33 protein-coding genes are annotated in these 19,280 nt (G+C 67.6%); all 33 read right to left on the bottom strand.

The window, feature by feature from the left end; translation table 11 throughout:
* Window positions 1–3: 3 nt before the first annotated feature.
* Window positions 4–858 carry a tRNA pseudouridine(38-40) synthase TruA gene (truA, locus tag ACF1BN_RS19440; RefSeq protein ID WP_376602563.1) on the bottom strand — a complete coding sequence of 285 codons (855 nt, stop codon included), beginning with the start codon at window positions 856–858 and terminating at the stop codon, window positions 4–6.
* Between the two features lie 82 nt (window positions 859–940).
* Window positions 941–1,411 (bottom strand): 50S ribosomal protein L17, encoded by a 471-nt coding sequence (gene rplQ, locus ACF1BN_RS19435; protein WP_030759335.1) that lies wholly within the window; start codon window positions 1,409–1,411, stop codon window positions 941–943.
* 180 nt (window positions 1,412–1,591) lie between these two features.
* Complete coding sequence (locus tag ACF1BN_RS19430; protein ID WP_030759338.1) at window positions 1,592–2,614, bottom strand: DNA-directed RNA polymerase subunit alpha; 1,023 nt, start codon at window positions 2,612–2,614, stop codon at window positions 1,592–1,594.
* Window positions 2,615–2,754: 140 nt separating this feature from the next.
* Window positions 2,755–3,159 (bottom strand): 30S ribosomal protein S11, encoded by a 405-nt coding sequence (gene rpsK, locus ACF1BN_RS19425; protein WP_003956432.1) that lies wholly within the window; start codon window positions 3,157–3,159, stop codon window positions 2,755–2,757.
* A 66-nt stretch (window positions 3,160–3,225) separates the two neighbouring features.
* Complete coding sequence (gene rpsM, locus ACF1BN_RS19420) at window positions 3,226–3,606, bottom strand: 30S ribosomal protein S13 (protein WP_015035595.1); 381 nt, start codon at window positions 3,604–3,606, stop codon at window positions 3,226–3,228.
* Between the two features lie 190 nt (window positions 3,607–3,796).
* Window positions 3,797–3,910, bottom strand: a complete 114-nt coding sequence (gene rpmJ / locus ACF1BN_RS19415) for a 50S ribosomal protein L36 (protein ID WP_003956441.1) — start codon at window positions 3,908–3,910, stop codon at window positions 3,797–3,799.
* 63 nt (window positions 3,911–3,973) lie between these two features.
* Window positions 3,974–4,195, bottom strand: coding sequence for a translation initiation factor IF-1 (gene infA, locus ACF1BN_RS19410; protein WP_003956442.1), 222 nt, complete (start codon window positions 4,193–4,195; stop codon window positions 3,974–3,976).
* 255 nt (window positions 4,196–4,450) lie between these two features.
* Window positions 4,451–5,302 carry a type I methionyl aminopeptidase gene (gene map / locus ACF1BN_RS19405; RefSeq protein ID WP_392332794.1) on the bottom strand — a complete coding sequence of 284 codons (852 nt, stop codon included), beginning with the start codon at window positions 5,300–5,302 and terminating at the stop codon, window positions 4,451–4,453.
* Window positions 5,303–5,398: 96 nt separating this feature from the next.
* Window positions 5,399–6,046 carry an adenylate kinase gene (locus ACF1BN_RS19400; protein WP_392332793.1) on the bottom strand — a complete coding sequence of 216 codons (648 nt, stop codon included), beginning with the start codon at window positions 6,044–6,046 and terminating at the stop codon, window positions 5,399–5,401.
* Window positions 6,046–7,365 (bottom strand): preprotein translocase subunit SecY, encoded by a 1,320-nt coding sequence (gene secY / locus ACF1BN_RS19395; RefSeq protein ID WP_392332792.1) that lies wholly within the window; start codon window positions 7,363–7,365, stop codon window positions 6,046–6,048. The genes ACF1BN_RS19400 and secY overlap by 1 nt, the downstream gene beginning before the upstream one ends.
* Window positions 7,366–7,581: 216 nt before the next feature.
* Window positions 7,582–8,037, bottom strand: a complete 456-nt coding sequence (gene rplO, locus ACF1BN_RS19390; RefSeq protein WP_030494264.1) for a 50S ribosomal protein L15 — start codon at window positions 8,035–8,037, stop codon at window positions 7,582–7,584.
* A gap of 2 nt (window positions 8,038–8,039) precedes the next feature.
* Window positions 8,040–8,222, bottom strand: coding sequence for a 50S ribosomal protein L30 (gene rpmD, locus ACF1BN_RS19385; RefSeq protein WP_005313525.1), 183 nt, complete (start codon window positions 8,220–8,222; stop codon window positions 8,040–8,042).
* Window positions 8,222–8,827 (bottom strand): 30S ribosomal protein S5, encoded by a 606-nt coding sequence (rpsE, locus tag ACF1BN_RS19380; protein WP_030201551.1) that lies wholly within the window; start codon window positions 8,825–8,827, stop codon window positions 8,222–8,224. Before rpsE ends, rpmD begins: the two co-directional genes overlap by 1 nt.
* 45 nt (window positions 8,828–8,872) lie before the next feature.
* Window positions 8,873–9,256 (bottom strand): 50S ribosomal protein L18, encoded by a 384-nt coding sequence (gene rplR / locus ACF1BN_RS19375; protein ID WP_169088486.1) that lies wholly within the window; start codon window positions 9,254–9,256, stop codon window positions 8,873–8,875.
* A 3-nt stretch (window positions 9,257–9,259) separates the two neighbouring features.
* On the bottom strand, window positions 9,260–9,799 hold the full coding sequence (gene rplF, locus ACF1BN_RS19370) for a 50S ribosomal protein L6 (RefSeq protein WP_392332791.1): 540 nt from the start codon (window positions 9,797–9,799) through the stop codon (window positions 9,260–9,262).
* Window positions 9,800–9,819: 20 nt separating this feature from the next.
* Window positions 9,820–10,218: a 30S ribosomal protein S8 gene (gene rpsH / locus ACF1BN_RS19365; RefSeq protein ID WP_030759363.1), complete on the bottom strand. Its 399-nt coding sequence runs from the start codon at window positions 10,216–10,218 to the stop codon at window positions 9,820–9,822.
* A 223-nt stretch (window positions 10,219–10,441) separates the two neighbouring features.
* The gene (locus tag ACF1BN_RS19360) at window positions 10,442–10,627 is read right to left on the bottom strand and encodes a type Z 30S ribosomal protein S14 (RefSeq protein WP_003956452.1); all 186 of its coding nucleotides are present in this window, start codon (window positions 10,625–10,627) and stop codon (window positions 10,442–10,444) included.
* 5 nt (window positions 10,628–10,632) lie between these two features.
* The gene (gene rplE, locus ACF1BN_RS19355; protein WP_360309124.1) at window positions 10,633–11,190 is read right to left on the bottom strand and encodes a 50S ribosomal protein L5; all 558 of its coding nucleotides are present in this window, start codon (window positions 11,188–11,190) and stop codon (window positions 10,633–10,635) included.
* Window positions 11,187–11,498, bottom strand: a complete 312-nt coding sequence (gene rplX, locus ACF1BN_RS19350) for a 50S ribosomal protein L24 (RefSeq protein WP_043230276.1) — start codon at window positions 11,496–11,498, stop codon at window positions 11,187–11,189. The genes rplE and rplX overlap by 4 nt, the downstream gene beginning before the upstream one ends.
* 2 nt (window positions 11,499–11,500) lie before the next feature.
* On the bottom strand, window positions 11,501–11,869 hold the full coding sequence (gene rplN / locus ACF1BN_RS19345) for a 50S ribosomal protein L14 (protein ID WP_003956455.1): 369 nt from the start codon (window positions 11,867–11,869) through the stop codon (window positions 11,501–11,503).
* A 97-nt stretch (window positions 11,870–11,966) separates the two neighbouring features.
* Window positions 11,967–12,248, bottom strand: a complete 282-nt coding sequence (rpsQ, locus tag ACF1BN_RS19340) for a 30S ribosomal protein S17 (RefSeq protein WP_024755411.1) — start codon at window positions 12,246–12,248, stop codon at window positions 11,967–11,969.
* On the bottom strand, window positions 12,248–12,472 hold the full coding sequence (gene rpmC, locus ACF1BN_RS19335) for a 50S ribosomal protein L29 (RefSeq protein WP_345039134.1): 225 nt from the start codon (window positions 12,470–12,472) through the stop codon (window positions 12,248–12,250). Before rpmC ends, rpsQ begins: the two co-directional genes overlap by 1 nt.
* Window positions 12,472–12,891, bottom strand: coding sequence for a 50S ribosomal protein L16 (gene rplP / locus ACF1BN_RS19330; protein ID WP_030494257.1), 420 nt, complete (start codon window positions 12,889–12,891; stop codon window positions 12,472–12,474). The genes rpmC and rplP overlap by 1 nt, the downstream gene beginning before the upstream one ends.
* 5 nt (window positions 12,892–12,896) lie before the next feature.
* Complete coding sequence (rpsC, locus tag ACF1BN_RS19325; RefSeq protein WP_030759375.1) at window positions 12,897–13,727, bottom strand: 30S ribosomal protein S3; 831 nt, start codon at window positions 13,725–13,727, stop codon at window positions 12,897–12,899.
* Window positions 13,727–14,074 (bottom strand): 50S ribosomal protein L22, encoded by a 348-nt coding sequence (gene rplV / locus ACF1BN_RS19320; protein ID WP_055517281.1) that lies wholly within the window; start codon window positions 14,072–14,074, stop codon window positions 13,727–13,729. Before rplV ends, rpsC begins: the two co-directional genes overlap by 1 nt.
* Before the next feature lie 44 nt (window positions 14,075–14,118).
* Window positions 14,119–14,400: a 30S ribosomal protein S19 gene (gene rpsS, locus ACF1BN_RS19315; protein WP_043230274.1), complete on the bottom strand. Its 282-nt coding sequence runs from the start codon at window positions 14,398–14,400 to the stop codon at window positions 14,119–14,121.
* A gap of 12 nt (window positions 14,401–14,412) precedes the next feature.
* Window positions 14,413–15,249 (bottom strand): 50S ribosomal protein L2, encoded by an 837-nt coding sequence (gene rplB, locus ACF1BN_RS19310; RefSeq protein ID WP_017239576.1) that lies wholly within the window; start codon window positions 15,247–15,249, stop codon window positions 14,413–14,415.
* A 39-nt stretch (window positions 15,250–15,288) separates the two neighbouring features.
* Window positions 15,289–15,606 carry a 50S ribosomal protein L23 gene (rplW, locus tag ACF1BN_RS19305; RefSeq protein WP_030759382.1) on the bottom strand — a complete coding sequence of 106 codons (318 nt, stop codon included), beginning with the start codon at window positions 15,604–15,606 and terminating at the stop codon, window positions 15,289–15,291.
* Entirely contained in the window at window positions 15,606–16,256 is a 651-nt protein-coding gene (gene rplD / locus ACF1BN_RS19300) for a 50S ribosomal protein L4 (RefSeq protein ID WP_392332790.1), read from the bottom strand. The genes rplW and rplD overlap by 1 nt, the downstream gene beginning before the upstream one ends.
* A gap of 4 nt (window positions 16,257–16,260) precedes the next feature.
* Entirely contained in the window at window positions 16,261–16,905 is a 645-nt protein-coding gene (gene rplC / locus ACF1BN_RS19295) for a 50S ribosomal protein L3 (protein ID WP_392332789.1), read from the bottom strand.
* A gap of 11 nt (window positions 16,906–16,916) precedes the next feature.
* Window positions 16,917–17,225 carry a 30S ribosomal protein S10 gene (rpsJ, locus tag ACF1BN_RS19290; RefSeq protein WP_003948644.1) on the bottom strand — a complete coding sequence of 103 codons (309 nt, stop codon included), beginning with the start codon at window positions 17,223–17,225 and terminating at the stop codon, window positions 16,917–16,919.
* 436 nt (window positions 17,226–17,661) lie between these two features.
* Window positions 17,662–18,906, bottom strand: a complete 1,245-nt coding sequence (locus tag ACF1BN_RS19285) for an RNA polymerase sigma factor (RefSeq protein WP_392332788.1) — start codon at window positions 18,904–18,906, stop codon at window positions 17,662–17,664.
* Window positions 18,903–19,265: a YciI family protein gene (locus ACF1BN_RS19280; protein ID WP_392332787.1), complete on the bottom strand. Its 363-nt coding sequence runs from the start codon at window positions 19,263–19,265 to the stop codon at window positions 18,903–18,905. Before ACF1BN_RS19280 ends, ACF1BN_RS19285 begins: the two co-directional genes overlap by 4 nt.
* Between the last annotated feature and the right edge of the window lie 15 nt (window positions 19,266–19,280).

Here is a 19,280-nt window from a genome sequence, read left to right as displayed (position 1 = left end):
GTCTCAGCAGCAGCCGGCGCCGGGGAGGGTCCGCTTGTTGCGGGCCTCTCGGCTGCGGGCGGCGAGCTGGTCGTCGGCGGGGTAGCCGACCTCTTCGAGGGTGAGGCCGTGGGGGCGGACGACGTGGACGGCGGAGTCCCGCACCCCGGCGGCCAGCACCTTGCCCGGCCACTCGACCGGCCGGTGCCCGTCGCCGACGAAGAGCAGCGCGCCGACGAGCGAGCGGACCATGTTGTGGCAGAAGGCGTCGGCCTTGACGGTGGCCTCCAGGACGCCGTCGGGCCGCCGCTCCCAGCGCAGCTCCTGGAGGGTGCGGATGGTGGTGGCGCCCTCGCGCTTCTTGCAGTACGCGGCGAAGTCGTGCTCGCCGATCAGCGCGGCCGCGGCCTCGTTCATGGCGTCCATGTCGAGCGTCCAGTCGTGCCACAGCACATGGCCGCGCAGCAGCGGGTCGACGCCGCCGGGGTGGTCGGTGACCCGGTAGGCGTACCGGCGCCAGATCGCGGAGAAGCGGGCGTTGAAGCCCTCGGGGGCCTCGGCGACGCTCCACACCCGGACGTCGTGCGACAGCCGCCCGGCGAGCCGCCGCAGCAGCTTCTCGCGGTGCTCCCGCCACAGCTCCTCCGGCAGGTCCACGTGGGCGACCTGACCGCGCGCGTGCACCCCGGCGTCGGTCCGGCCGGCGACGGTCAGCTCGAACGTCTCCGGGGACCGCGTCACGGTCTTCAGCGCGGACTCGATCTCGCCCTGCACGGTCCGCTGCCCGCGGGCCTGCTTGGCCCAGCCGGAGAAGTCCCGGCCGTCGTACGACAGGTCCAGCCGCACCCGTACGAACCCGGGCTGCACGTCATCACTCACCAGAAGATCCTCTCAGACACACGGGAACGGGCCCGCACCCCAGGGGGTACGGGCCCGTCCGCGAGAAACGTCGGAAGAACGCTTACGCGTCCTTCGCCTCGTCCTCGGTCGCCTCGGCGGCGGGGGCCTCGTCGGCCTCCTTGACGGCGCGCTTGGTGGCGGCCTCGGCCTCGGCGACGGTCGCCTTCTTGGCGATCTCGCCCTCGACCAGCTCGATCACGGCCATCGGGGCGTTGTCGCCACGACGGTTGCCGATCTTGGTGATGCGGGTGTAGCCACCCGGACGCTCCGAGTAGCGCGGGGCGATCTCGGTGAAGAGGGTGTGGACGATGCCCTTGTCGGTGATCGTCTGCAGCACCAGGCGACGGTTGTGGATGTCGCCCTTCTTCGCCTTGGTGATCAGGCGCTCGGCGACGGGACGCAGACGGCGGGCCTTGGCCTCGGTCGTCGTGATGCGGCCGTGCTCGAACAGCGACTTCGCCAGGTTGGCGAGGAGCAGCTTCTCGTGAGCGGCGGAACCGCCGAGGCGGGCACCCTTCGCGGGACGCGGCATGGTGTTTCTCCTTGTGATCTGCACCGGCCGTATGAGGTACCGGTGTCAGTGTCCGAGCGGGCGGTCACCCGTCGGAGATCCGGACAAGCCCCGAAGGGGCGAGTCCGGAAGGGGCGCGGGGAACTGCGCGATCAAGCACAGCGCACCCGCGCCGAAGTACGGACCCGAGGGCCCGAGCTCTCAGTACTGCTCGGTCTCGACGAACCCGGCGTCCGCGTCGTCGTCCGCGCCGAAGGCGTCCGCGGCGGCGGTCGGGTCGAATCCGGGCGGGCTGTCCTTGAGCGCGAGGCCCATGCCGGCCAGCTTCGCCTTGACCTCGTCGATCGACTTCGCACCGAAGTTGCGGATGTCGAGCAGGTCGGCCTCGGAGCGCGCCACGAGCTCACCCACGGAGTGGATGCCCTCGCGCTTGAGGCAGTTGTAGGAGCGGACGGTGAGCTCCAGCTCCTCGATCGGCAGCGCCAGGTCGGCGGCGAGGGCGGCGTCCGTCGGGGACGGGCCCATGTCGATGCCCTCGGCGTCGATGTTCAGCTCGCGGGCGAGACCGAACAGCTCGACCAGGGTCTTGCCGGCGGACGCCATGGCGTCGCGCGGGCGCATGGCCTGCTTGGTCTCGACGTCGACGATGAGCTTGTCGAAGTCGGTGCGCTGCTCGACTCGGGTCGCCTCGACCTTGTAGGTGACCTTGAGAACCGGCGAGTAGATGGAGTCGACCGGGATACGGCCGATCTCCTGGCCCACCTGCTTGTTCTGGACGGCGGAGACGTAGCCGCGACCGCGCTCGACGGTCAGCTCCATCTCCAGCTTGCCCTTGGCGTTCAGGGTCGCCAGGACGAGGTCGGGGTTGTGCACCTCGACACCGGCCGGGGGCGCGATGTCGGCGGCGGTGACCAGACCCGGGCCCTGCTTGCGCAGGTACATCACGACCGGCTCGTCGTGCTCCGAGGAGACGACCAGCTGCTTGATGTTGAGGATGAGGTCGGTGACGTCCTCCTTGACGCCCGGCACGGTGGTGAACTCGTGCAGGACACCGTCGACGCGGATGCTGGTGACAGCGGCACCCGGGATCGAGGAGAGGAGGGTACGGCGGAGGCTGTTGCCGAGGGTGTAACCGAAGCCCGGCTCCAGCGGCTCGATCACGAACCGGGAGCGGAACTCGTCGACGACCTCTTCGGTCAGCGACGGACGCTGAGCGATAAGCATGTGTGTTCCTTCAGTCGTGGACGCCCACTATTTGACGCCCGACGGTCACCGGGCGGAGCCCGGCGGTGTTACAAGGGTACGGGCGGCACGCCTCGGAAAGAGGCGCACCGCCCGAAAGCCCTGGTCAAGCAGGCCGTGCGTCAGACGCGGCGGCGCTTGGGGGGACGGCAGCCGTTGTGCGGCGTGGGGGTGACGTCCTGGATCGAGCCGACCTCGAGGCCGGTGGCCTGGAGGGAGCGGATCGCGGTCTCACGGCCGGAGCCGGGACCCTTGACGAAGACGTCGACCTTGCGCATGCCGTGCTCCTGCGCGCGGCGGGCGGCCGACTCGGCGGCCATCTGCGCGGCGAAGGGGGTGGACTTGCGCGAGCCCTTGAAGCCGACGTGGCCGGCGGAGGCCCAGGAGATCACGTTGCCCGAGGGGTCCGTGATCGAGACGATCGTGTTGTTGAACGTGCTCTTGATGTGCGCGTGGCCGTGAGCGACGTTCTTCTTTTCCTTGCGGCGCACCTTCTTGGCAGCGCCCTGACGTCCCTTGGGGGGCATCTCTTACTCCTACGGGAGGTGGTCGGTCCTACAGCGAAGACCGCTTGGTCGAGCGTCCGCTGAGGACTACTTCTTGCCCGGCTTCTTCTTGCCGGCGATGGCGCGACGCGGGCCCTTGCGGGTACGAGCGTTCGTGCTGGTGCGCTGACCCCGGACGGGCAGGCCACGACGGTGGCGAAGACCCTGGTAGCAGCCGATCTCGACCTTGCGGCGGATGTCGGCGGCGATCTCGCGGCGGAGGTCACCCTCGGTCTGGAGGTTGGCGTCCACGTACTCGCGGATCTTGACGAGGTCTTCCTCGGCAAGGTCGCGGACACGGGTGGACGGGTTCACGCCGGTCGCGGCGAGAATCTCCTCGGACCGGGTACGCCCGATGCCGAAGACGTAGGTGAGTGCGACCACCACGCGCTTCTCGCGCGGGATGTCAACACCGGAAACGCGTGCCATTCAATGGCTCCTGTGTTCTCGGGGGTCTGCTGCAGAACCGTTCCCGGCTGCCGTATGAGGTACAGGTCGGGTCCCCGGCCCCCGCCGGAGGTGCCGTCAGCCGTGGATCACGGCCGGACGGGCTCTGCGTATGTACGTATTGCTATGCGTCGCGCGAAGAACTGCGAAGTTGCAGGTCGGTCGGCGTGCGTCAGCCCTGGCGCTGCTTGTGGCGCAGGTTGTCGCAGATGACCATGACCCGACCGTGACGGCGGATCACCTTGCACTTGTCGCAGATCTTCTTGACGCTCGGCTTGACCTTCATGGGATGTGAGGTTCTCCGGGTCAGTGCCACCACCCGCGCGCGGAGGCGGGGTGCGGGCAAGATCTACTTGTAGCGGTAGACGATCCGGCCACGCGTCAGGTCGTACGGAGAGAGCTCCACGACGACCCGGTCGTCCGGGAGGATACGGATGTAGTGCATCCGCATCTTGCCGGAGATGTGCGCGAGGACCTTGTGACCGTTCTGGAGCTCCACCTTGAACATGGCGTTCGGCAGGGACTCGATCACGGTGCCCTCGATTTCGATGGCACCTTGCTTCTTGGCCACGCTTCGCCCTTCGAATCGGCTACCTTGATCGACTCTCACTCCCCGGTGCGGACACACGGGTACACGAGAGCCGACGCATCAGTCTACGTCAGGCCCCTCGAAAAGACGAATCCGGGGAATCTGCCCAACGCGGAAGATCATTACTCCGCCGGAACCCGACGGTTACGCCGGCGGTGCGGTCCTGCCCCACGCGCCACTCGCGGGCTCGGGGCCGGAGGCACGCACCACCCCGGCCCGGGGCCGGAGGCACACGGTCTACGCCAGCGGGTCCGGCGCCGCCGTGACGCCCAGCTCCGCGAGCTTCGCCTTGCCGCCGTCGACCGCGGTGAGGACCAGGGGGCCCTCCTCGGTGAGGGCGACGCTGTGCTCCCAGTGCGAGGACCAGGTCCCGTCGGTGGAGACGACCGTCCAGTCGTCCTCCAGGACCTCCGTGCGCGGGGTGCCGAGGGAGACCATCGGCTCGATCGCCAGGCAGAAGCCGGGGACCAGCTTCGGGCCCTTGCCGCGCTTGCGGGAGACGTAGTTCAGGAGGTGCGGGTCCATGTGCATCTCGGTGCCGATGCCGTGGCCGCCGTAGTCCTCGACGATGCCGTAGCGGCCGAGGCTGTGGTCGCCGGCGGCCGGCCGCGGCTGGCGCTTGATGTACGACTCGATCGCCTTCGAGATGTCGACCAGTCGCGCGCCCACCCGCATCGCGGCGATGCCGGCCCACATCGAGCCCTCGGTCACCCGGGAGAGCTCGATGAGTTCCGGGGCGTGACCGGTGCCGACGAAGGCGGTGTAGGCGGCGTCGCCGTGCCAGCCGTCGACGATCGCGCCGCAGTCGATGGAGATGATGTCGCCGTCCTTGAGGACGGTCTTCTCGTCCGGGATGCCGTGGACGACGACCTCGTTGACCGAGGTGCAGATGGTGGCGGGGAAGCCGCCGTACCCGAGGAAGTTCGACTTCGCCCCGTGGTCGGCGATCACCTTGCGCGCGACCTCGTCCAGGTCCTTCGTCGTCGCGCCCGGCACCGCCGCCTCGCGGGTCGCCGCGTGGATGGCGGCGACGACCAGCCCCGCCTCGCGCATCTTCGCGATCTGCTCCGGGGTCTTGATCTGGACCATCGTGACGGGGGCCTTTCCAACGAGTACGGGGACAGAACAACGATACGGCCGCGGCGCCCGTGAGGGGCACCGCGGCCGTACCGCGTGAGCGTGGGGTTACTTCTTCAGCGCGGCCATCGCGCGCGCCGTGACCTCGTCCACCTTGCCGAGCGCCGAGATCGTCACGACCAGGTTCTGCGCCCGGTAGTAGTCGATGATCGGCTCGGTCTGCGTGTGGTAGACCTCCAGCCGCTTGCGGACGGTCTCCTCGGAGTCGTCGGCACGCTGGTAGAGCTCGCCACCACAGGTGTCGCAGACGCCCGCGGTCTTCGGGGCGTTGTACTCGACGTGGAAGACGTGCGAGGAGTCGTTGCGGCAGATGCGGCGACCCGCGATCCGCTTCACGACCTCGTCCTCGGGGACCTCGAGGTCCAGGACCGCGTCCAGCTGCATGTCGTCGGCCTTCAGCACGACATCCAGGGCCTCGGCCTGAGCCACGTTGCGCGGGAACCCGTCGAGCAGGAAGCCGTTGACGGCGTCGGCCTGCTCCATACGGTCCTTGGCCATCCCGATGGTCACCTCGTCCGGGACGAGCTCGCCCCGGTCCATGTAACCCTTCGCCTCCAGGCCCAGCGCCGTGCCCTGCGAGATGTTGGCACGGAACAGGTCACCCGTGGAGATGTGCGGGATGGCCAGGTTCTTGGCGAGGAACGCGGCCTGCGTTCCCTTGCCGGCCCCGGGCGGTCCGACGAGGACGATTCGCATCAGCGGAGGAACCCTTCGTAATTGCGCTGCTGGAGCTGGCTCTCGATCTGCTTCACGGTCTCCAGCCCCACACCCACGATGATGAGGATGCTCGTCCCGCCGAAGGGGAAGTTGGCATTGGCACCGCCGAAGCCTGCCAACGCCATCGTCGGCACAAGAGCGATCAGACCCAAGTACAGCGAGCCCGGCCAAGTGATCCGGTTGAGCACGTAGCTCAGGTACTCGGCAGTAGGTCGACCAGCCCGGATACCCGGGATGAAGCCACCATACTTCTTCATGTTGTCGGCGACTTCCTCGGGGTTGAACGAGATCGCCACGTAGAAGAAGGCGAAGAACACGATCAGGAGGAAGTACGTCGCGATGTAGTAGGGGTGGTCACCCTTGACGAAGTGGGCTTCGATCCAGGTCTTCCAGCCCGCCTGCGAGCTGGAGAACTGCGCGATCAGCGCCGGGATGTAGAGCAGCGACGACGCGAAGATGACAGGAATCACACCTGCCTGGTTCACCTTGAGCGGGATGTAAGTGGACGTACCGCCGTACGACCTGCGGCCGATCATGCGCTTCGCGTACTGCACCGGGATGCGGCGCTGGGCCTGCTCGACGAAGACGACGAGGGCCACCATCACGAAGCCGATCAGGATGACGGTGCCGAACTCGATCCAGCCCTGGGCGAGCTTGCCGCTCTCCTTGATGGCCCACAGCGCGCCCGGGAAGCCGGCGGCGATCGAGATGAACATCAGGATCGACATGCCGTTGCCGATGCCGCGGTCGGTGATGAGCTCACCGAGCCACATCACGATGGCGGTGCCCGCGGTCATGGTGAGGACCATGACGGCGATGGTGAAGATCGTGGGGTTCGGGACGACCTGGTCGGCGACGTTGCAGCCGCTGAAGAGGGCGCCGCTCTTGGCGGTGGCCACGAGGCCCGTGCCCTGGAGGACCGCGAGCGCGATCGTCAGGTAGCGGGTGTACTGCGTGATCTTCGCCGTGCCGCTCTGCCCCTCCTTCTTGAGGGCTTCCAGTCGCGGGATCACGACGGTGAGCAGCTGCAGGATGATGCTCGCCGTGATGTACGGCATGATGCCGAGCGCGAAGATGGTGATCTGCAGCAGTGCGCCGCCACTGAACATGTTCACCAGGCCGAACAGGCTGTTGTTGCCCTCGCTCGCCTGGTCCACGCACATCTGGACGGCCTCGTAGCTGACGCCGGGGACGGGGACATGGGCCCCGAGGCGGTACAGCACGATGATCGCCAGCGTGAAGAGCAGCTTCTTGCGCAGGTCGGGCGTCTTGAACGCCCGGGCGAAGCCGGTGAGCACGGTGCCTCCTGCGACCCCCGCGCTATGCGTCAGAGGTGACGGTTTTGAGATTCGACAATGACTGATTGGATCAGTCCCGACTCCTGCGGTCTATACCGCATGAGCATGGACGGTGCACGCCACCTTACCGGCGACCATGCCCCCCTAGGAACGACCAACCGGGGATGCCCCTTTTGAGAGGCATCCCCGGTCGGATGTTCAGGCCATCGAGTCGTCTCAGACGAGCTCGGTGACGGTGCCGCCGGCGGCGGCGATCTTCTCCTTGGCGGAGCCGGAGACGGCGTCGACCGTCACCTGCAGCGCCACGGAGACCTCGCCGGTGCCGAGCACCTTGACGAGCTGGTTCTTACGAACCGCACCCTTGGCGACCAGATCGGCCACCGTGACCTCGCCACCCTGCGGGTAGAGCGCGGCCAGCTTGTCCAGGTTCACGACCTGGTACTCGGTGCGGAACGGGTTCTTGAAGCCCTTGAGCTTCGGGAGACGCATGTGGAGGGGCATCTGGCCACCCTCGAAGCGCTCCGGAACCTGGTAACGGGCCTTGGTGCCCTTGGTACCACGACCGGCCGTCTTACCCTTCGACGCCTCACCACGACCCACACGGGTCTTGGCGGTCTTGGCGCCCGGGGCGGGACGGAGGTTGTGGATCTTGAGCGGGTTGTTCTCCGCCATGATCAGTCGACCTCCTCAACCGTCACGAGGTGGCGGACGGTGTGCACCATTCCGCGGAACTCGGGGCGGTCCTCCTTGACGACCACGTCGTTCAGGCGCTTGAGCCCGAGCGAACGCAGCGTGTCGCGGTGGTTCTGCTTGCTGCCGATGTACGACTTCGTCTGCGTGATCTTGAGGCGAGCCATTACGCACCCGCTCCCGCACGCGCACGAAGCAGAGCCGCGGGGGCGACGTCCTCGAGGGGCAGACCACGGCGAGCCGCGATCTCCTCGGGACGCTGCAGGCCCTTGAGGGCCTCCACGGTCGCGTGCACGATGTTGATCGCGTTGTCGGAGCCGAGCGACTTCGACAGGATGTCGTGAACGCCGGCGCACTCCAGGACGGCGCGCACCGGGCCACCGGCGATCACACCGGTACCGGGGGAAGCAGGCTTGAGCAGGACGACGCCCGCGGCCTTCTCGCCCTGGATGGGGTGCGGGATGGTGCCCTGGATACGGGGGACCTTGAAGAAGTGCTTCTTGGCCTCCTCAACACCCTTGGCGATGGCGGCCGGCACCTCCTTGGCCTTGCCGTAACCGACACCCACGGTGCCGTCACCGTCGCCCACCACGACCAGCGCGGTGAAGCTGAAACGACGACCACCCTTGACAACCTTGGCGACGCGGTTGATCGCGACTACGCGCTCAACGTACGCGGTCTTCTCGGCGGCGGCAGCGCCACCGTCGCGGCCCTTCCGGTCCCGCCGCTCGCCGCCACCGGCACCGCTGCCGCGGCGCTGGGGTCCAGCCATTGGATTACCTCTCTCTGTTACGTCCGTTAGTCCCGGAACCGGGGCTTAGAACTTCAGCCCGGCTTCGCGGGCGGCGTCAGCCAGAGCGGCAATGCGCCCGGCGTACCTGTTGCCACCACGGTCGAACACGACGGCCTCGACACCGGCGGCCTTGGCGCGCTCGGCGACCAGGGCGCCGACCTGCTGGGCCTGCGAGGACTTGGAGCCCTCGCCACCGCGGACGGAGGCGTCCAGGTGGGACGCCGACGCCAGGGTGTGACCCTTGAGGTCATCGATGACCTGCGCGGTGATGCCGCGGTTCGAACGCGTCACGACGAGGCGCGGACGCTCCGCCGTACCCGACACGTTCTTGCGGATGCGCAGGTGACGACGCGCCTTCGCGGCGCGCTTGTAAGCGTCGCCCTTGGCGATCTTGACACCGTATGCCATGGCTTACTTACCAGCCTTTCCGACCTTGCGGCGGATGACCTCGCCGGCGTACTTGACGCCCTTGGCCTTGTACGGGTCGGGCTTCCGCAGCTTGCGGATGTTCGCCGCGACCTCGCCGACCTTCTGCTTGTCGATGCCCTCGACCGAGAACTTGGTCGGGGACTCGACCTTGAACGAGATGCCCTCGGGCGCCTCGATCAGGATCGGGTGGCTGTAGCCGAGCTGGAACTCCAGACCGGAGCCCTTCGCGGCCACGCGGTAACCGACACCGCTGATCTCGAGCGCCTTGACGTATCCCGCGGTCACACCGGTGATCATGTTGGCCACCAGCGTGCGGGACAGGCCGTGGAGGGCCTTGTTCTGACGCTCGTCGTTCGGACGGGTGACGTTCAGAACGCCGTCCTCGCCCTTAACGATCTCGATCGGCGCGGCGACGGTGTGGGTCAGGGTGCCCTTGGAACCCTTCACCGTGACCGTGCGGCCCTCGATGGTGACGTCCACGCCGGCGGGAACCGTGATGGGGAGCTTGCCGATTCGCGACATTGCTATTCCTCCGTTCCCGACTACCAGACGTAGGCGAGGACTTCCCCACCCACGCCCTTCTTCTGCGCCTGCTGGCCGGTCAGGAGACCGTGGGACGTGGAGATGATCGCCACGCCCAGGCCGCCGAGAACCTTCGGCAGGTTGGTGGACTTCGCGTAAACCCGGAGGCCCGGCTTCGAGATCCGCTTGATGCCCGCGATGGAGCGCTCACGGTTCGGACCGAACTTGAGGTCGACGACGAGGTTCTTGCCGACCTCGGCGTCCTCGACCTTCCAGCCCGTGATGAAGCCCTCCTGCTGGAGGATTTCCGCGATGTGAGACTTGATCTTGCTGTGCGGCATCGTCACGGTGTCGTGGTACGCCGAGTTCGCGTTACGCAGACGCGTGAGCATGTCTGCGATCGGATCAGTCATGGTCATGAATTGGCCTTCGGCCTCTCTCGCCGGGGTTTCCTGGTGCACCATCCCTCTCCCCGATCCGAGACGGGGCGGGTGCGGTGCGGTGGACCTACGGCGTAGTAAGTCGTAAGGGCGGCGGACGCCCAACCCCACTAGCCTAAGCCATGCGGGGGTGGGAGTCCGCCATCCCAATGCTTACCGAGAGACTCCGGTCATTCGCCAACGCCCAAAGGGCGAAGGGGAATTACCAGGAGCTCTTGGTCACGCCCGGCAGCTCGCCACGGTGAGCCATCTCACGAAGGCACACGCGGCAGAGGCCGAACTTGCGGTAGACGGAGTGGGGGCGGCCGCAGCGCTGGCAGCGCGTGTAGGCACGCACGCCGAACTTGGGCTTGCGGGCAGCCTTCGCGATGAGAGCCTTCTTCGCCATCTCGCTTACGCCTCCTTGAACGGGAAGCCGAGGTGACGGAGAAGCGCGCGGCCCTCGTCGTCGTTGGTCGCCGTGGTGACCACGGTGATGTCCATACCCCGGGTACGGTCGATCTTGTCCTGGTCGATCTCGTGGAACATGACCTGCTCCGTGAGACCGAAGGTGTAGTTGCCCCGGCCGTCGAACTGCTTCGGGGACAGGCCGCGGAAGTCGCGGATGCGCGGCAGCGCGAGCGACAGGGTGCGGTCCAGGAACTCCCACATGCGGTCGCCACGGAGGGTGACGTGGGCACCGATCGGCTGGCCCTCGCGCAGCTTGAACTGCGCGATGGACTTGCGGGCCTTGGTGACGGCCGGCTTCTGACCGGTGATCGTGGTGAGGTCGCGGATGGCGCCCTCGATCAGCTTCGAGTCACGGGCGGCGTCGCCGACACCCATGTTGACCACGATCTTCACGAGGCCGGGGATCTGCATGACGTTCTCGTAGGAGAACTCGTCACGCAGCTTGCCCGCGATCTCCTCGCGGTACTTCGTCTTGAGACGCGGAGTGGTGGTAGCCATCAGATGTCCTCACCCGTCCGCTTGGCAACGCGGATCTTGTTGCCCTCGTCGTCGAAGCGGAAACCGACACGCGTGACGACCTTCTTGCCGTCCTTCTCCACGACCAGCTGGACGTTGGAGACGTGGACCGGCGCCTCGGTGGTCACGATGCCGCCGGCCTGGTTCGGGCCGGCCTTCGTGTGCTTCTTGACCCGGTTGACACCCTCGACCAGGACACGGGAGTCGGCGGGGTAGGCCGCGATGACCTTGCCCTGCTTGCCCTTGTCCTTGCCGGTGATGACCTGGACCAGGTCGCCCTTCTTGATCTTCATGCTTACAGCACCTCCGGCGCGAGCGAGATGATCTTCATGAACTTCTTCTCGCGCAGCTCACGGCCCACCGGGCCGAAGATACGGGTGCCGCGAGGGTCGCCGTCGTTCTTCAGAATGACGGCGGCGTTCTCGTCGAAGCGGATGTACGAGCCGTCCTGACGACGACGCTCCTTGACGGTGCGAACGATGACCGCCTTGACGACGTCACCCTTCTTCACGTTGCCACCGGGGATCGCGTCCTTGACGGTGGCGACGATGACGTCACCGATGCCCGCGTAGCGGCGACCCGAACCACCGAGAACACGGATGCAAAGGATCTCCTTGGCACCAGTGTTGTCGGCGACGCGAAGTCGCGACTCCTGCTGGATCACGTCTATCTCCTGATTGTCTGCCGGTTCCCGGCAGGGGCACCGGAGTGCCCCTGCCGAGCCTGGCGGAACTGTTCCTAGGGGGTCCCCCTAGGAGGGATTACTTGGCCTTCTCGAGGATCTCGACGACGCGCCAGTGCTTCGTCGACGACAGCTTCCGGGTCTCCATCAGGAGGACGCGGTCGCCGATGCCGGCAGCGTTCTGCTCGTCGTGAGCCTTGAGCTTGTTGGTACGGCGGATGACCTTGCCGTACAGCGCGTGCTTGACGCGGTCCTCGACGGCGACGACGACGGTCTTGTCCATCTTGTCGCTGACGACCAGGCCCTCGCGGACCTTGCGAGCGTTGCGCTCGGTCTTCTCAGTCACGTTGCTCTCGCTCATCAGGCGTTCTCCACCGTCTCAATGCCGAGCTCACGCTCTCGCATGAGGGTGTAGATCCGGGCGATGTCCTTACGGACCGCCCGGAGACGGCCGTGGTTCTCGAGCTGACCCGTCGCCGCCTGGAAGCGGAGGTTGAACAGCTCTTCCTTGGCCTCGCGGAGCTTGCCAACAAGCTCCTCGTTGCCCAGCTCGCGCAGCTCGGACGCCTTGGTACCGGCCGACATCACAGCTCACCTGCCTCGCGCTTAACGATCTTGCACTTCATCGGCAGCTTGTGAGCCGCACGAGTCAGAGCCTCACGCGCGATCTTCTCGTTCGGGTAGGACAGCTCGAACATCACCCGACCGGGCTTGACGTTCGCGATCCACCACTCCGGCGAACCCTTACCGGAACCCATGCGGGTCTCGGCAGGCTTCTTCGTCAGCGGGCGGTCCGGGTAGATGTTGATCCAGACCTTGCCGCCACGCTTGATGTGGCGGGTCATCGCGATACGCGCGGCCTCGATCTGGCGGTTGGTCACGTAGGCCGGGGTGAGGGCCTGAATGCCGTACTCGCCGAACGCAACCTGCGTGCCACCCTTGGACATGCCATTGCGCTTCGGGTGGTGCTGCTTGCGGTGCTTGACCCTACGGGGGATCAGCATTTCGGTCAGGCCTCCGTTCCGGTGCTCTCAGCAGCCGGAGCGGCGGCGGCCTCGGCCTTGGGGGCCTCGGCAGCGGGAGCCTGCTGCGGCTTGCGACCGCGACCGCCACGCTCGCCACCGCGGCCACCGCGGCCGGCCGGGCGGTCAGCGCCGCCACGGGCCGGGCGGTTGCCCGCACGGGCAGCAGCGTTCTCGGCGCGGACCTCGGCGATGTTCTTGACGTCGCCCTTGTAGATCCAGACCTTCACGCCGATGCGGCCGAAGGTCGTCTTGGCCTCGAAGAAGCCGTACTCGACGTTCGCGCGCAGCGTGTGCAGCGGCACACGACCCTCGCGGTAGAACTCCGAGCGGGACATCTCGGCGCCGCCGAGACGGCCACCACACTGGATCTTGATGCCCTTGGCGCCGGCCTTCATGGCGGACTGCATGCTCTTGCGCATGGCCCGACGGAAGGAGACGCGGGAGGAGAGCTGCTCGGCGACGGCCTGGGCCACGAGCTGAGCGTCGACCTCGGGGTTCTTGACCTCGAGGATGTTCAGCTGGACCTGCTTGCCGGTCAGCTTCTCCAGCTGGCCGCGGATCTTGTCGGCCTCGGCGCCACGGCGACCGATGACAATGCCCGGACGAGCGGTGTGGATGTCCACGCGGACACGGTCACGGGTGCGCTCGATCTCAACCTTCGAGATGCCGGCGCGCTCCATGCCGGACGTCAGCATCCGACGGATGGCGACGTCTTCCTTGACGTAGTCCTTGTACAGCTTGTCGGCGTACCAGCGGGACTTGAAGTCCGTGGTGATGCCGAGCCGGAACCCATGCGGGTTAACCTTCTGGCCCATTACCGGGTTCCTTCCTTGCTGCTGACGACCACGGTGATGTGGCTGGTCCGCTTGCGGATCCGGTAGGCACGGCCCTGGGCACGCGGACGGAACCGCTTCAGGGTCGGGCCCTCGTCGACGTACGCCTCGCTGATGAACAGCGAGTTGGCGTCCGTGTGGTCGTAGTTGTGCGCGGCGTTGGCGATGGCGCTGTCGAGCACCTTGCCGACCGGCACGGAGGCTGCCTGCGGAGCGAATCGCAGAACAGCCTGAGCCTCCGTGGCATCCATGCCACGGATCAGGTCCACCACGCGGCGGGCCTTCATGGGCGTGACGCGGATGTACCGCGCCTGGGCCCTGGCTTCCATGGTTGTCCCTCTCAGTTACTTACGTGTCTGAATGCGATCCGCTACTAGCGGCGCTTCGACTTCCGGTCATCCTTGACGTGACCCCGGAAGGTACGCGTCGGCGAGAACTCGCCGAGCTTGTGCCCGACCATCGACTCGGTGACGAACACCGGGACGTGGGTCTTGCCGTTGTGCACCGCGATCGTGTGCCCGAGCATCGCCGGGATGATCATGGAGCGACGGGACCAGGTCTTGATGACGTTCTTGGTACCGGCCTCGTTCTGAGCGTCCACCTTCTTGATGAGGTGGCCGTCGACGAAGGGTCCCTTCTTGAGACTGCGCGGCATCTAAACCCGCTCCTAGCGCTTCTTGTTCGTCTTGCGGCGGCGGACGATGTACTTGCTCGAAGCCTTCTTCGGCGAGCGAGTACGACCCTCCTTCTGACCCCACGGGGAGACCGGGTGGCGACCACCGGAGGTCTTGCCCTCACCACCACCGTGCGGGTGGTCAACCGGGTTCATCGCCACACCGCGAACGGTCGGACGAACGCCCAGCCAGCGCTTGCGGCCGGCCTTGCCCCAGTTGATGTTCGACTGCTCGGCGTTGCCGACCTCGCCGATGGTGGCGCGGCAGCGGGCGTCGACCAGACGGATCTCACCGGACGGCATACGAAGGTGGGCCATCGTGCCCTCCTTCGCCAGCAGCTGCACGGAGGCACCCGCGGAACGGGCGAACTTGGCGCCACCGCCGGGACGGAGCTCGATCGCGTGGATCGTGGTACCGACCGGGATGTTGCGGAGGGCCAGGTTGTTGCCGGGCTTGATGTCCGCGCCGGGGCCGTTCTCGACGCGGTCACCCTGCGTCAGACCCTTGGGAGCGATGATGTAGCGCTTCTCGCCGTCCAGGTAGTGGAGCAGCGCGATGCGCGCGGTGCGGTTGGGGTCGTACTCGATGTGAGCGACCTTGGCCGGCACGCCGTCCTTGTCGTGACGACGGAAGTCGATCACGCGGTAGGCGCGCTTGTGTCCACCACCCTGGTGGCGAACGGTGATCCGGCCGGTGTTGTTACGGCCGCCCTTGCTGTGCAGGGGGCGGACCAGCGACTTCTCCGGCGTGGACCGCGTGATCTCGACGAAGTCGGCTACGGAGGAGCCACGACGGCCCGGCGTAGTCGGCTTGTACTTGCGGATACCCATTTCTCAGTCCTCGTCCGATATCGGACGACTCGACCGCCGTCAGGCGGTCGGGCCGCCGAAGATGTCGATTCGGTTGCCCTCGGCCAGGGTCACGATGGCGCGCTTGGTGTTGGCGCGCTTGCCGAAACCGGTGCGGGTGCGCTTGCGCTTGCCCTGACGGTTGATCGTGTTGACCCCGGTGACCTTGACCGAGAAGACCGCCTCGACGGCCTGCTTGATCTGGGTCTTGTTGGAGCCGGGCGCGACGATGAACGTGTACTTGTTCTCGTCGAGCAGGGCGTAGCTCTTCTCGGAGACAACCGGCTTGACGAGGACGTCGCGCGGGTCCGTGAAGGTCTTGCTGGTGATCTCGGCCATCAGGCTTCGTTCCCCTCGTTGTCGTCGGCCTTGGGGCCAGACACGAAGGACTCGAGGGCGGCCTGGGTGAAGACCACGTCGTCGGATCGCATCACGTCGTACGTGTTCAGCTGGCCCGGCTCCAGGATGTGCACCTGGGGCAGGTTGCGGGCGGACAGCCACGCGGCCTCGTCGGAACGCTCGACGACCAGGAGCAGGTTCTTGCGCTCCGAGATCTTGCCGAACAGCGTCTTGGCGGCCTTGGTGGAGACCTCACCCTCGACCACGCCGGTGACGACGTGGATGCGGGAGTGGTTCGCCCGGTCGGAGAGGGCACCGCGGAGGGCGGCGGCCTTCATCTTCTTGGGGGTCCGCTGCGAGTAGTCACGCGGCACGGGACCGTGCACGACGCCACCACCGGCGAACTGCGGGGCGCGGGTCGAACCCTGACGGGCGCGGCCGGTGCCCTTCTGGCGGTAGGGCTTCTTGCCACCACCACGGACCTCGCCACGCGTCTTGACCTTGTGCGTGCCCTGACGGGCGGCGGCCAGCTGCGCGACGACGACCTGGTGGATCAGCGGGACGCTGACCTTGGCTTCGAAGATCTCGGCCGGGAGCTCGACGGTCCCGGTCTTGTCGCCGGCAGGCGACAGAATGTCAATGGTGCTCATATCCTCAGGCCCCCTTGGCCGCGGTGCGGACCAGGACGAGGCCGCCGTTCGGACCAGGAACCGCGCCCTTGATGAGGAGCAGGCCCTTCTCCGCGTCAACGGCGTGAACGGTCAGGTTCTGGGTGGTCACGCGCTCGTTGCCCATGCGGCCGGCCATGCGCATGCCCTTGAAGACGCGGCCCGGGGTGGCGCAGCCACCGATCGAACCCGGCTTGCGGTGCACGCGGTGGGCACCGTGGGAGGCCTTGCCACCACGGAAGTTGTGGCGCTTCATGGCACCGGCGAAGCCCTTGCCCTTGCTCTTGCCGGTCACGTCGACCTTGATGCCCGCCTCGAAGACCTCGGCGGTGATCTCCTGGCCGAGGGTGTACTCGGCGGCGTCGGCGGTGCGCAGCTCGACGAGGTGGCGGCGCGGGGTGACGTCGGCCTTGGCGAAGTGGCCCTTGAGGGGCTTGTTCACCTTGCGCGGGTCGATCTCGCCGAAGGCGATCTGGACCGACTCGTAACCGTCGACGTCGTTCGTACGCACCTGGGTGACGACATTCGGGCCGGCCTTGACGACGGTCACCGGGACGACCCGGTTGTTCTCGTCCCAGACCTGCGTCATGCCGAGCTTCTCGCCCAGGATGCCCTTGATGTTCTTAGCCATCTCGCGCGCCCTCAGAGCTTGATCTCGATGTCGACACCGGCCGGCAGGTCGAGACGCATCAGCGAGTCAACCGTCTTCGGCGTGGGGTCGAGGATGTCGATGAGGCGCTTGTGCGTGCGCATCTCGAAGTGCTCGCGCGAGTCCTTGTACTTGTGCGGCGACTTGATGACGCAGTACACGTTCTTCTCAGTGGGCAGCGGCACCGGGCCCGCGACCGACGCACCAGTGCGGGTCACCGTCTCGACGATCTTCTTCGCCGAGGAGTCGATGACCTCGTGGTCGTAGGCCTTGAGCCGGATGCGGATCTTCTGTCCCGCCATGGCTACTCCGTAGTCCTGTCTTGTCGTCAAACGCTCTGGAGCCCGGAGGATCACCGTTCTCCTCCGACCCACGCGGTCGGGCGTGTCGCACTCCCTCTACGAAGAAGTCCCGAAGGATTTCCCAACCAAGGGGGTGCGGGCCGAAGACCGCGGGACGGGGGTGAACACCCACCGGGCGCCTGGTCGGTACCCCGCTGACACTTCCCGGAAGATTCCCGTACGTCCGCTCCTGATGAGGAGCGACGAGTACCGTGGGACTCGCTTCCGGTCCTCCCGACGGGAGGCGTGCAGCATCGGCACTCAACCGAGCAACCCCGCTAGTCTGCCATACGGGGCCTATGGGCCGCCAATCGGGTCGAAGACTGTACCCCACGTCACGTTCACCCACACGCACAGGTCGAACGGACTCCCGACGGCCGGACCGCCCTTCCCGGGGTCATCCCAGCCGGCGGGCCCGCTCCGTCAGGTGGCGGCGCTCGGGGGCGCTCGTGGTGCGGCGGGCCGCCTCCCGGTAGGCGACCGCGGCCGCCGCCGGGTCGCCGGAGAGCTCCAGCAGATGCGCCCGGGTGGCCAGGAGCCGGTGGTGGCGGGCCATGCGCTTGTCGGCCGCCAGCGTGTCGAGCAGGGCGAGCCCCGCACCCGGCCCCTCCACCATGGCGACGGCCACCGCGCGGTTGAGGGTGACCATCGGGTTGGCGCCGGTCCGCTCCAGGAGCTCGTACAGGGCGAGGATCTGCGGCCAGTCCGTCGCCCCCGCCGCCTCCGCCTCGTCGTGCACCGCCGCGATCGCCGCCTGGATCTGGTACGGGCCGACCTGCCCGCGCGGGAGGGTGCGGCTGATCAGCCCGACGCCCTCGGCGACCAGGGCCGCGTCCCAGCGGGAACGGTCCTGCTCCGCCAGCGGGACCAGCTCCCCGTGCGGACCGGTACGGGCCGCCCTGCGGGCGTCGGTGAGCAGCATCAGCGCCAGCAGGCCCGCCGTCTCGGCGTCCTCCGGGACCAGCCGGTGCAGCAGCCGGGCCAGCCGGATCGCCTCCGACGACAGCTCCGGCGCGGTCAGCTCCTCGCCGCCGCTCGCCGTGTACCCCTCGTTGAAGACCAGGTAGAGCACGTGCCGGACCTCGGCCAGCCGGGGCGCCCGGTCCCCGGCCCCGGGCAGGACGAGGGAGTCCCCCGCCGCCCGGACGGTCTGCTTGGCGCGGCTGATCCGCTGCGCCATCGTCGCCTCCGGCACCAGGAACGCGGCGGCGATCTGCGCGGTGGTGAGGCCGCCGACCGCCCGCAGGGTGAGCGCGATCCTGCTCGGCGGCGACAGGTCCCGGTGGCAGCAGAGGAAGAGCAGCGCCAGCGAGTCGTCCCGGTCGGTGTCCGGGGCCTCGTCGGCGGCGGGCGCCAGCAGCTCGGCGGCCGGGGTGGCGACCGCGACCGTGTCCTCGCGCCGGCGGCGGGCCGCCTCGCTGCGCACCTGGTCGACGTACTTGCGGTGGGCGACGGCCAGCAGCCAGCCGCCCGGCCGGTCCGGCACCCCCTGCTCCGGCCACTGCCGGGCCGCCGCGATCAGCGCCTCCTGGACGGCGTCCTCGCAGCCGTAGAAGTCGCCGTGGCGGCGGACGAGGGCGCCGAGGACCCGCGGGGCGCAGGCCCTCAGCAGCTCCTCGACGCCGGCCCGTTCCGCGGTCACACGTCCGCCGCGGACTCGTGCAGCACCGGCCAGAGCTCCACCGGGTCGACGTCCGCGAAGGGCATGTCCGCGGCGATCGCCTGGGCCCGCTCCAGGGACTCGCAGTCGAGGAGGTAGAAGCTGGCCAGGTACTCCTTGGTCTCCAGGTAGGGCCCGTCGGTGACGGCCGGGGCGCCGTCCTCGCGGCGCACCAGCTGGGCGGCGGCGGCGTCGGCGAGTCCGTAGGCGCCGACCAGTTCGCCGGTCTCCCGGTACTTCCGGTTGAAGGCCTCCTGGCGGGCGATCGCCTCCGGCCAGGCGTCGGCCGGGAACGCGTCCCACTTGGCCTGGTTGCCGTAGATCATCGCGACGTACTTCATCTCGGGTTCCTCCCC

The sequence above is a fragment of the Streptomyces sp. NPDC014861 genome, from assembly GCF_043081625.1.
Classification (GTDB): Bacteria; Actinomycetota; Actinomycetes; order Streptomycetales; family Streptomycetaceae; genus Streptomyces.
The sequence above is the reverse complement of the archived record's forward strand: the minus strand, read 5'-3'. Positions and strand labels throughout refer to the sequence as shown.

Coding starts and splice junctions, on each gene's coding strand:
- rplQ (WP_030759335.1), bottom strand. CDS start 1,411: ATGCCGCGTCCCGCGAAGGGTGCCCGCCTCGGCGGTTCCGCCGCTCAC.
- ACF1BN_RS19430 (WP_030759338.1), bottom strand. CDS start 2,614: ATGCTTATCGCTCAGCGTCCGTCGCTGACCGAAGAGGTCGTCGACGAG.
- rpsK (WP_003956432.1), bottom strand. CDS start 3,159: ATGCCCCCCAAGGGACGTCAGGGCGCTGCCAAGAAGGTGCGCCGCAAG.
- rpsM (WP_015035595.1), bottom strand. CDS start 3,606: ATGGCACGCGTTTCCGGTGTTGACATCCCGCGCGAGAAGCGCGTGGTG.
- rpmJ (WP_003956441.1), bottom strand. CDS start 3,910: ATGAAGGTCAAGCCGAGCGTCAAGAAGATCTGCGACAAGTGCAAGGTG.
- map (WP_392332794.1), bottom strand. CDS start 5,302: ATGGTCCAGATCAAGACCCCGGAGCAGATCGCGAAGATGCGCGAGGCG.
- ACF1BN_RS19400 (WP_392332793.1), bottom strand. CDS start 6,046: ATGCGAATCGTCCTCGTCGGACCGCCCGGGGCCGGCAAGGGAACGCAG.
- rplO (WP_030494264.1), bottom strand. CDS start 8,037: ATGGCGGAGAACAACCCGCTCAAGATCCACAACCTCCGTCCCGCCCCG.
- rpmD (WP_005313525.1), bottom strand. CDS start 8,222: ATGGCTCGCCTCAAGATCACGCAGACGAAGTCGTACATCGGCAGCAAG.
- rpsE (WP_030201551.1), bottom strand. CDS start 8,827: ATGGCTGGACCCCAGCGCCGCGGCAGCGGTGCCGGTGGCGGCGAGCGG.
- rplR (WP_169088486.1), bottom strand. CDS start 9,256: ATGGCATACGGTGTCAAGATCGCCAAGGGCGACGCTTACAAGCGCGCC.
- rplF (WP_392332791.1), bottom strand. CDS start 9,799: ATGTCGCGAATCGGCAAGCTCCCCATCACGGTTCCCGCCGGCGTGGAC.
- rpsH (WP_030759363.1), bottom strand. CDS start 10,218: ATGACCATGACTGATCCGATCGCAGACATGCTCACGCGTCTGCGTAAC.
- ACF1BN_RS19360 (WP_003956452.1), bottom strand. CDS start 10,627: ATGGCGAAGAAGGCTCTCATCGCGAAGGCTGCCCGCAAGCCCAAGTTC.
- rplX (WP_043230276.1), bottom strand. CDS start 11,498: ATGAAGATCAAGAAGGGCGACCTGGTCCAGGTCATCACCGGCAAGGAC.
- rpsQ (WP_024755411.1), bottom strand. CDS start 12,248: ATGAGCGAGAGCAACGTGACTGAGAAGACCGAGCGCAACGCTCGCAAG.
- rpmC (WP_345039134.1), bottom strand. CDS start 12,472: ATGTCGGCCGGTACCAAGGCGTCCGAGCTGCGCGAGCTGGGCAACGAG.
- rplP (WP_030494257.1), bottom strand. CDS start 12,891: ATGCTGATCCCCCGTAGGGTCAAGCACCGCAAGCAGCACCACCCGAAG.
- rpsC (WP_030759375.1), bottom strand. CDS start 13,727: ATGGGCCAGAAGGTTAACCCGCATGGGTTCCGGCTCGGCATCACCACG.
- rplV (WP_055517281.1), bottom strand. CDS start 14,074: ATGGAAGCCAGGGCCCAGGCGCGGTACATCCGCGTCACGCCCATGAAG.
- rpsS (WP_043230274.1), bottom strand. CDS start 14,400: ATGCCGCGCAGTCTCAAGAAGGGACCCTTCGTCGACGGCCACCTCATC.
- rplB (WP_017239576.1), bottom strand. CDS start 15,249: ATGGGTATCCGCAAGTACAAGCCGACTACGCCGGGCCGTCGTGGCTCC.
- rplW (WP_030759382.1), bottom strand. CDS start 15,606: ATGGCCGAGATCACCAGCAAGACCTTCACGGACCCGCGCGACGTCCTC.
- rplD (WP_392332790.1), bottom strand. CDS start 16,256: ATGAGCACCATTGACATTCTGTCGCCTGCCGGCGACAAGACCGGGACC.
- rplC (WP_392332789.1), bottom strand. CDS start 16,905: ATGGCTAAGAACATCAAGGGCATCCTGGGCGAGAAGCTCGGCATGACG.
- rpsJ (WP_003948644.1), bottom strand. CDS start 17,225: ATGGCGGGACAGAAGATCCGCATCCGGCTCAAGGCCTACGACCACGAG.
- ACF1BN_RS19280 (WP_392332787.1), bottom strand. CDS start 19,265: ATGAAGTACGTCGCGATGATCTACGGCAACCAGGCCAAGTGGGACGCG.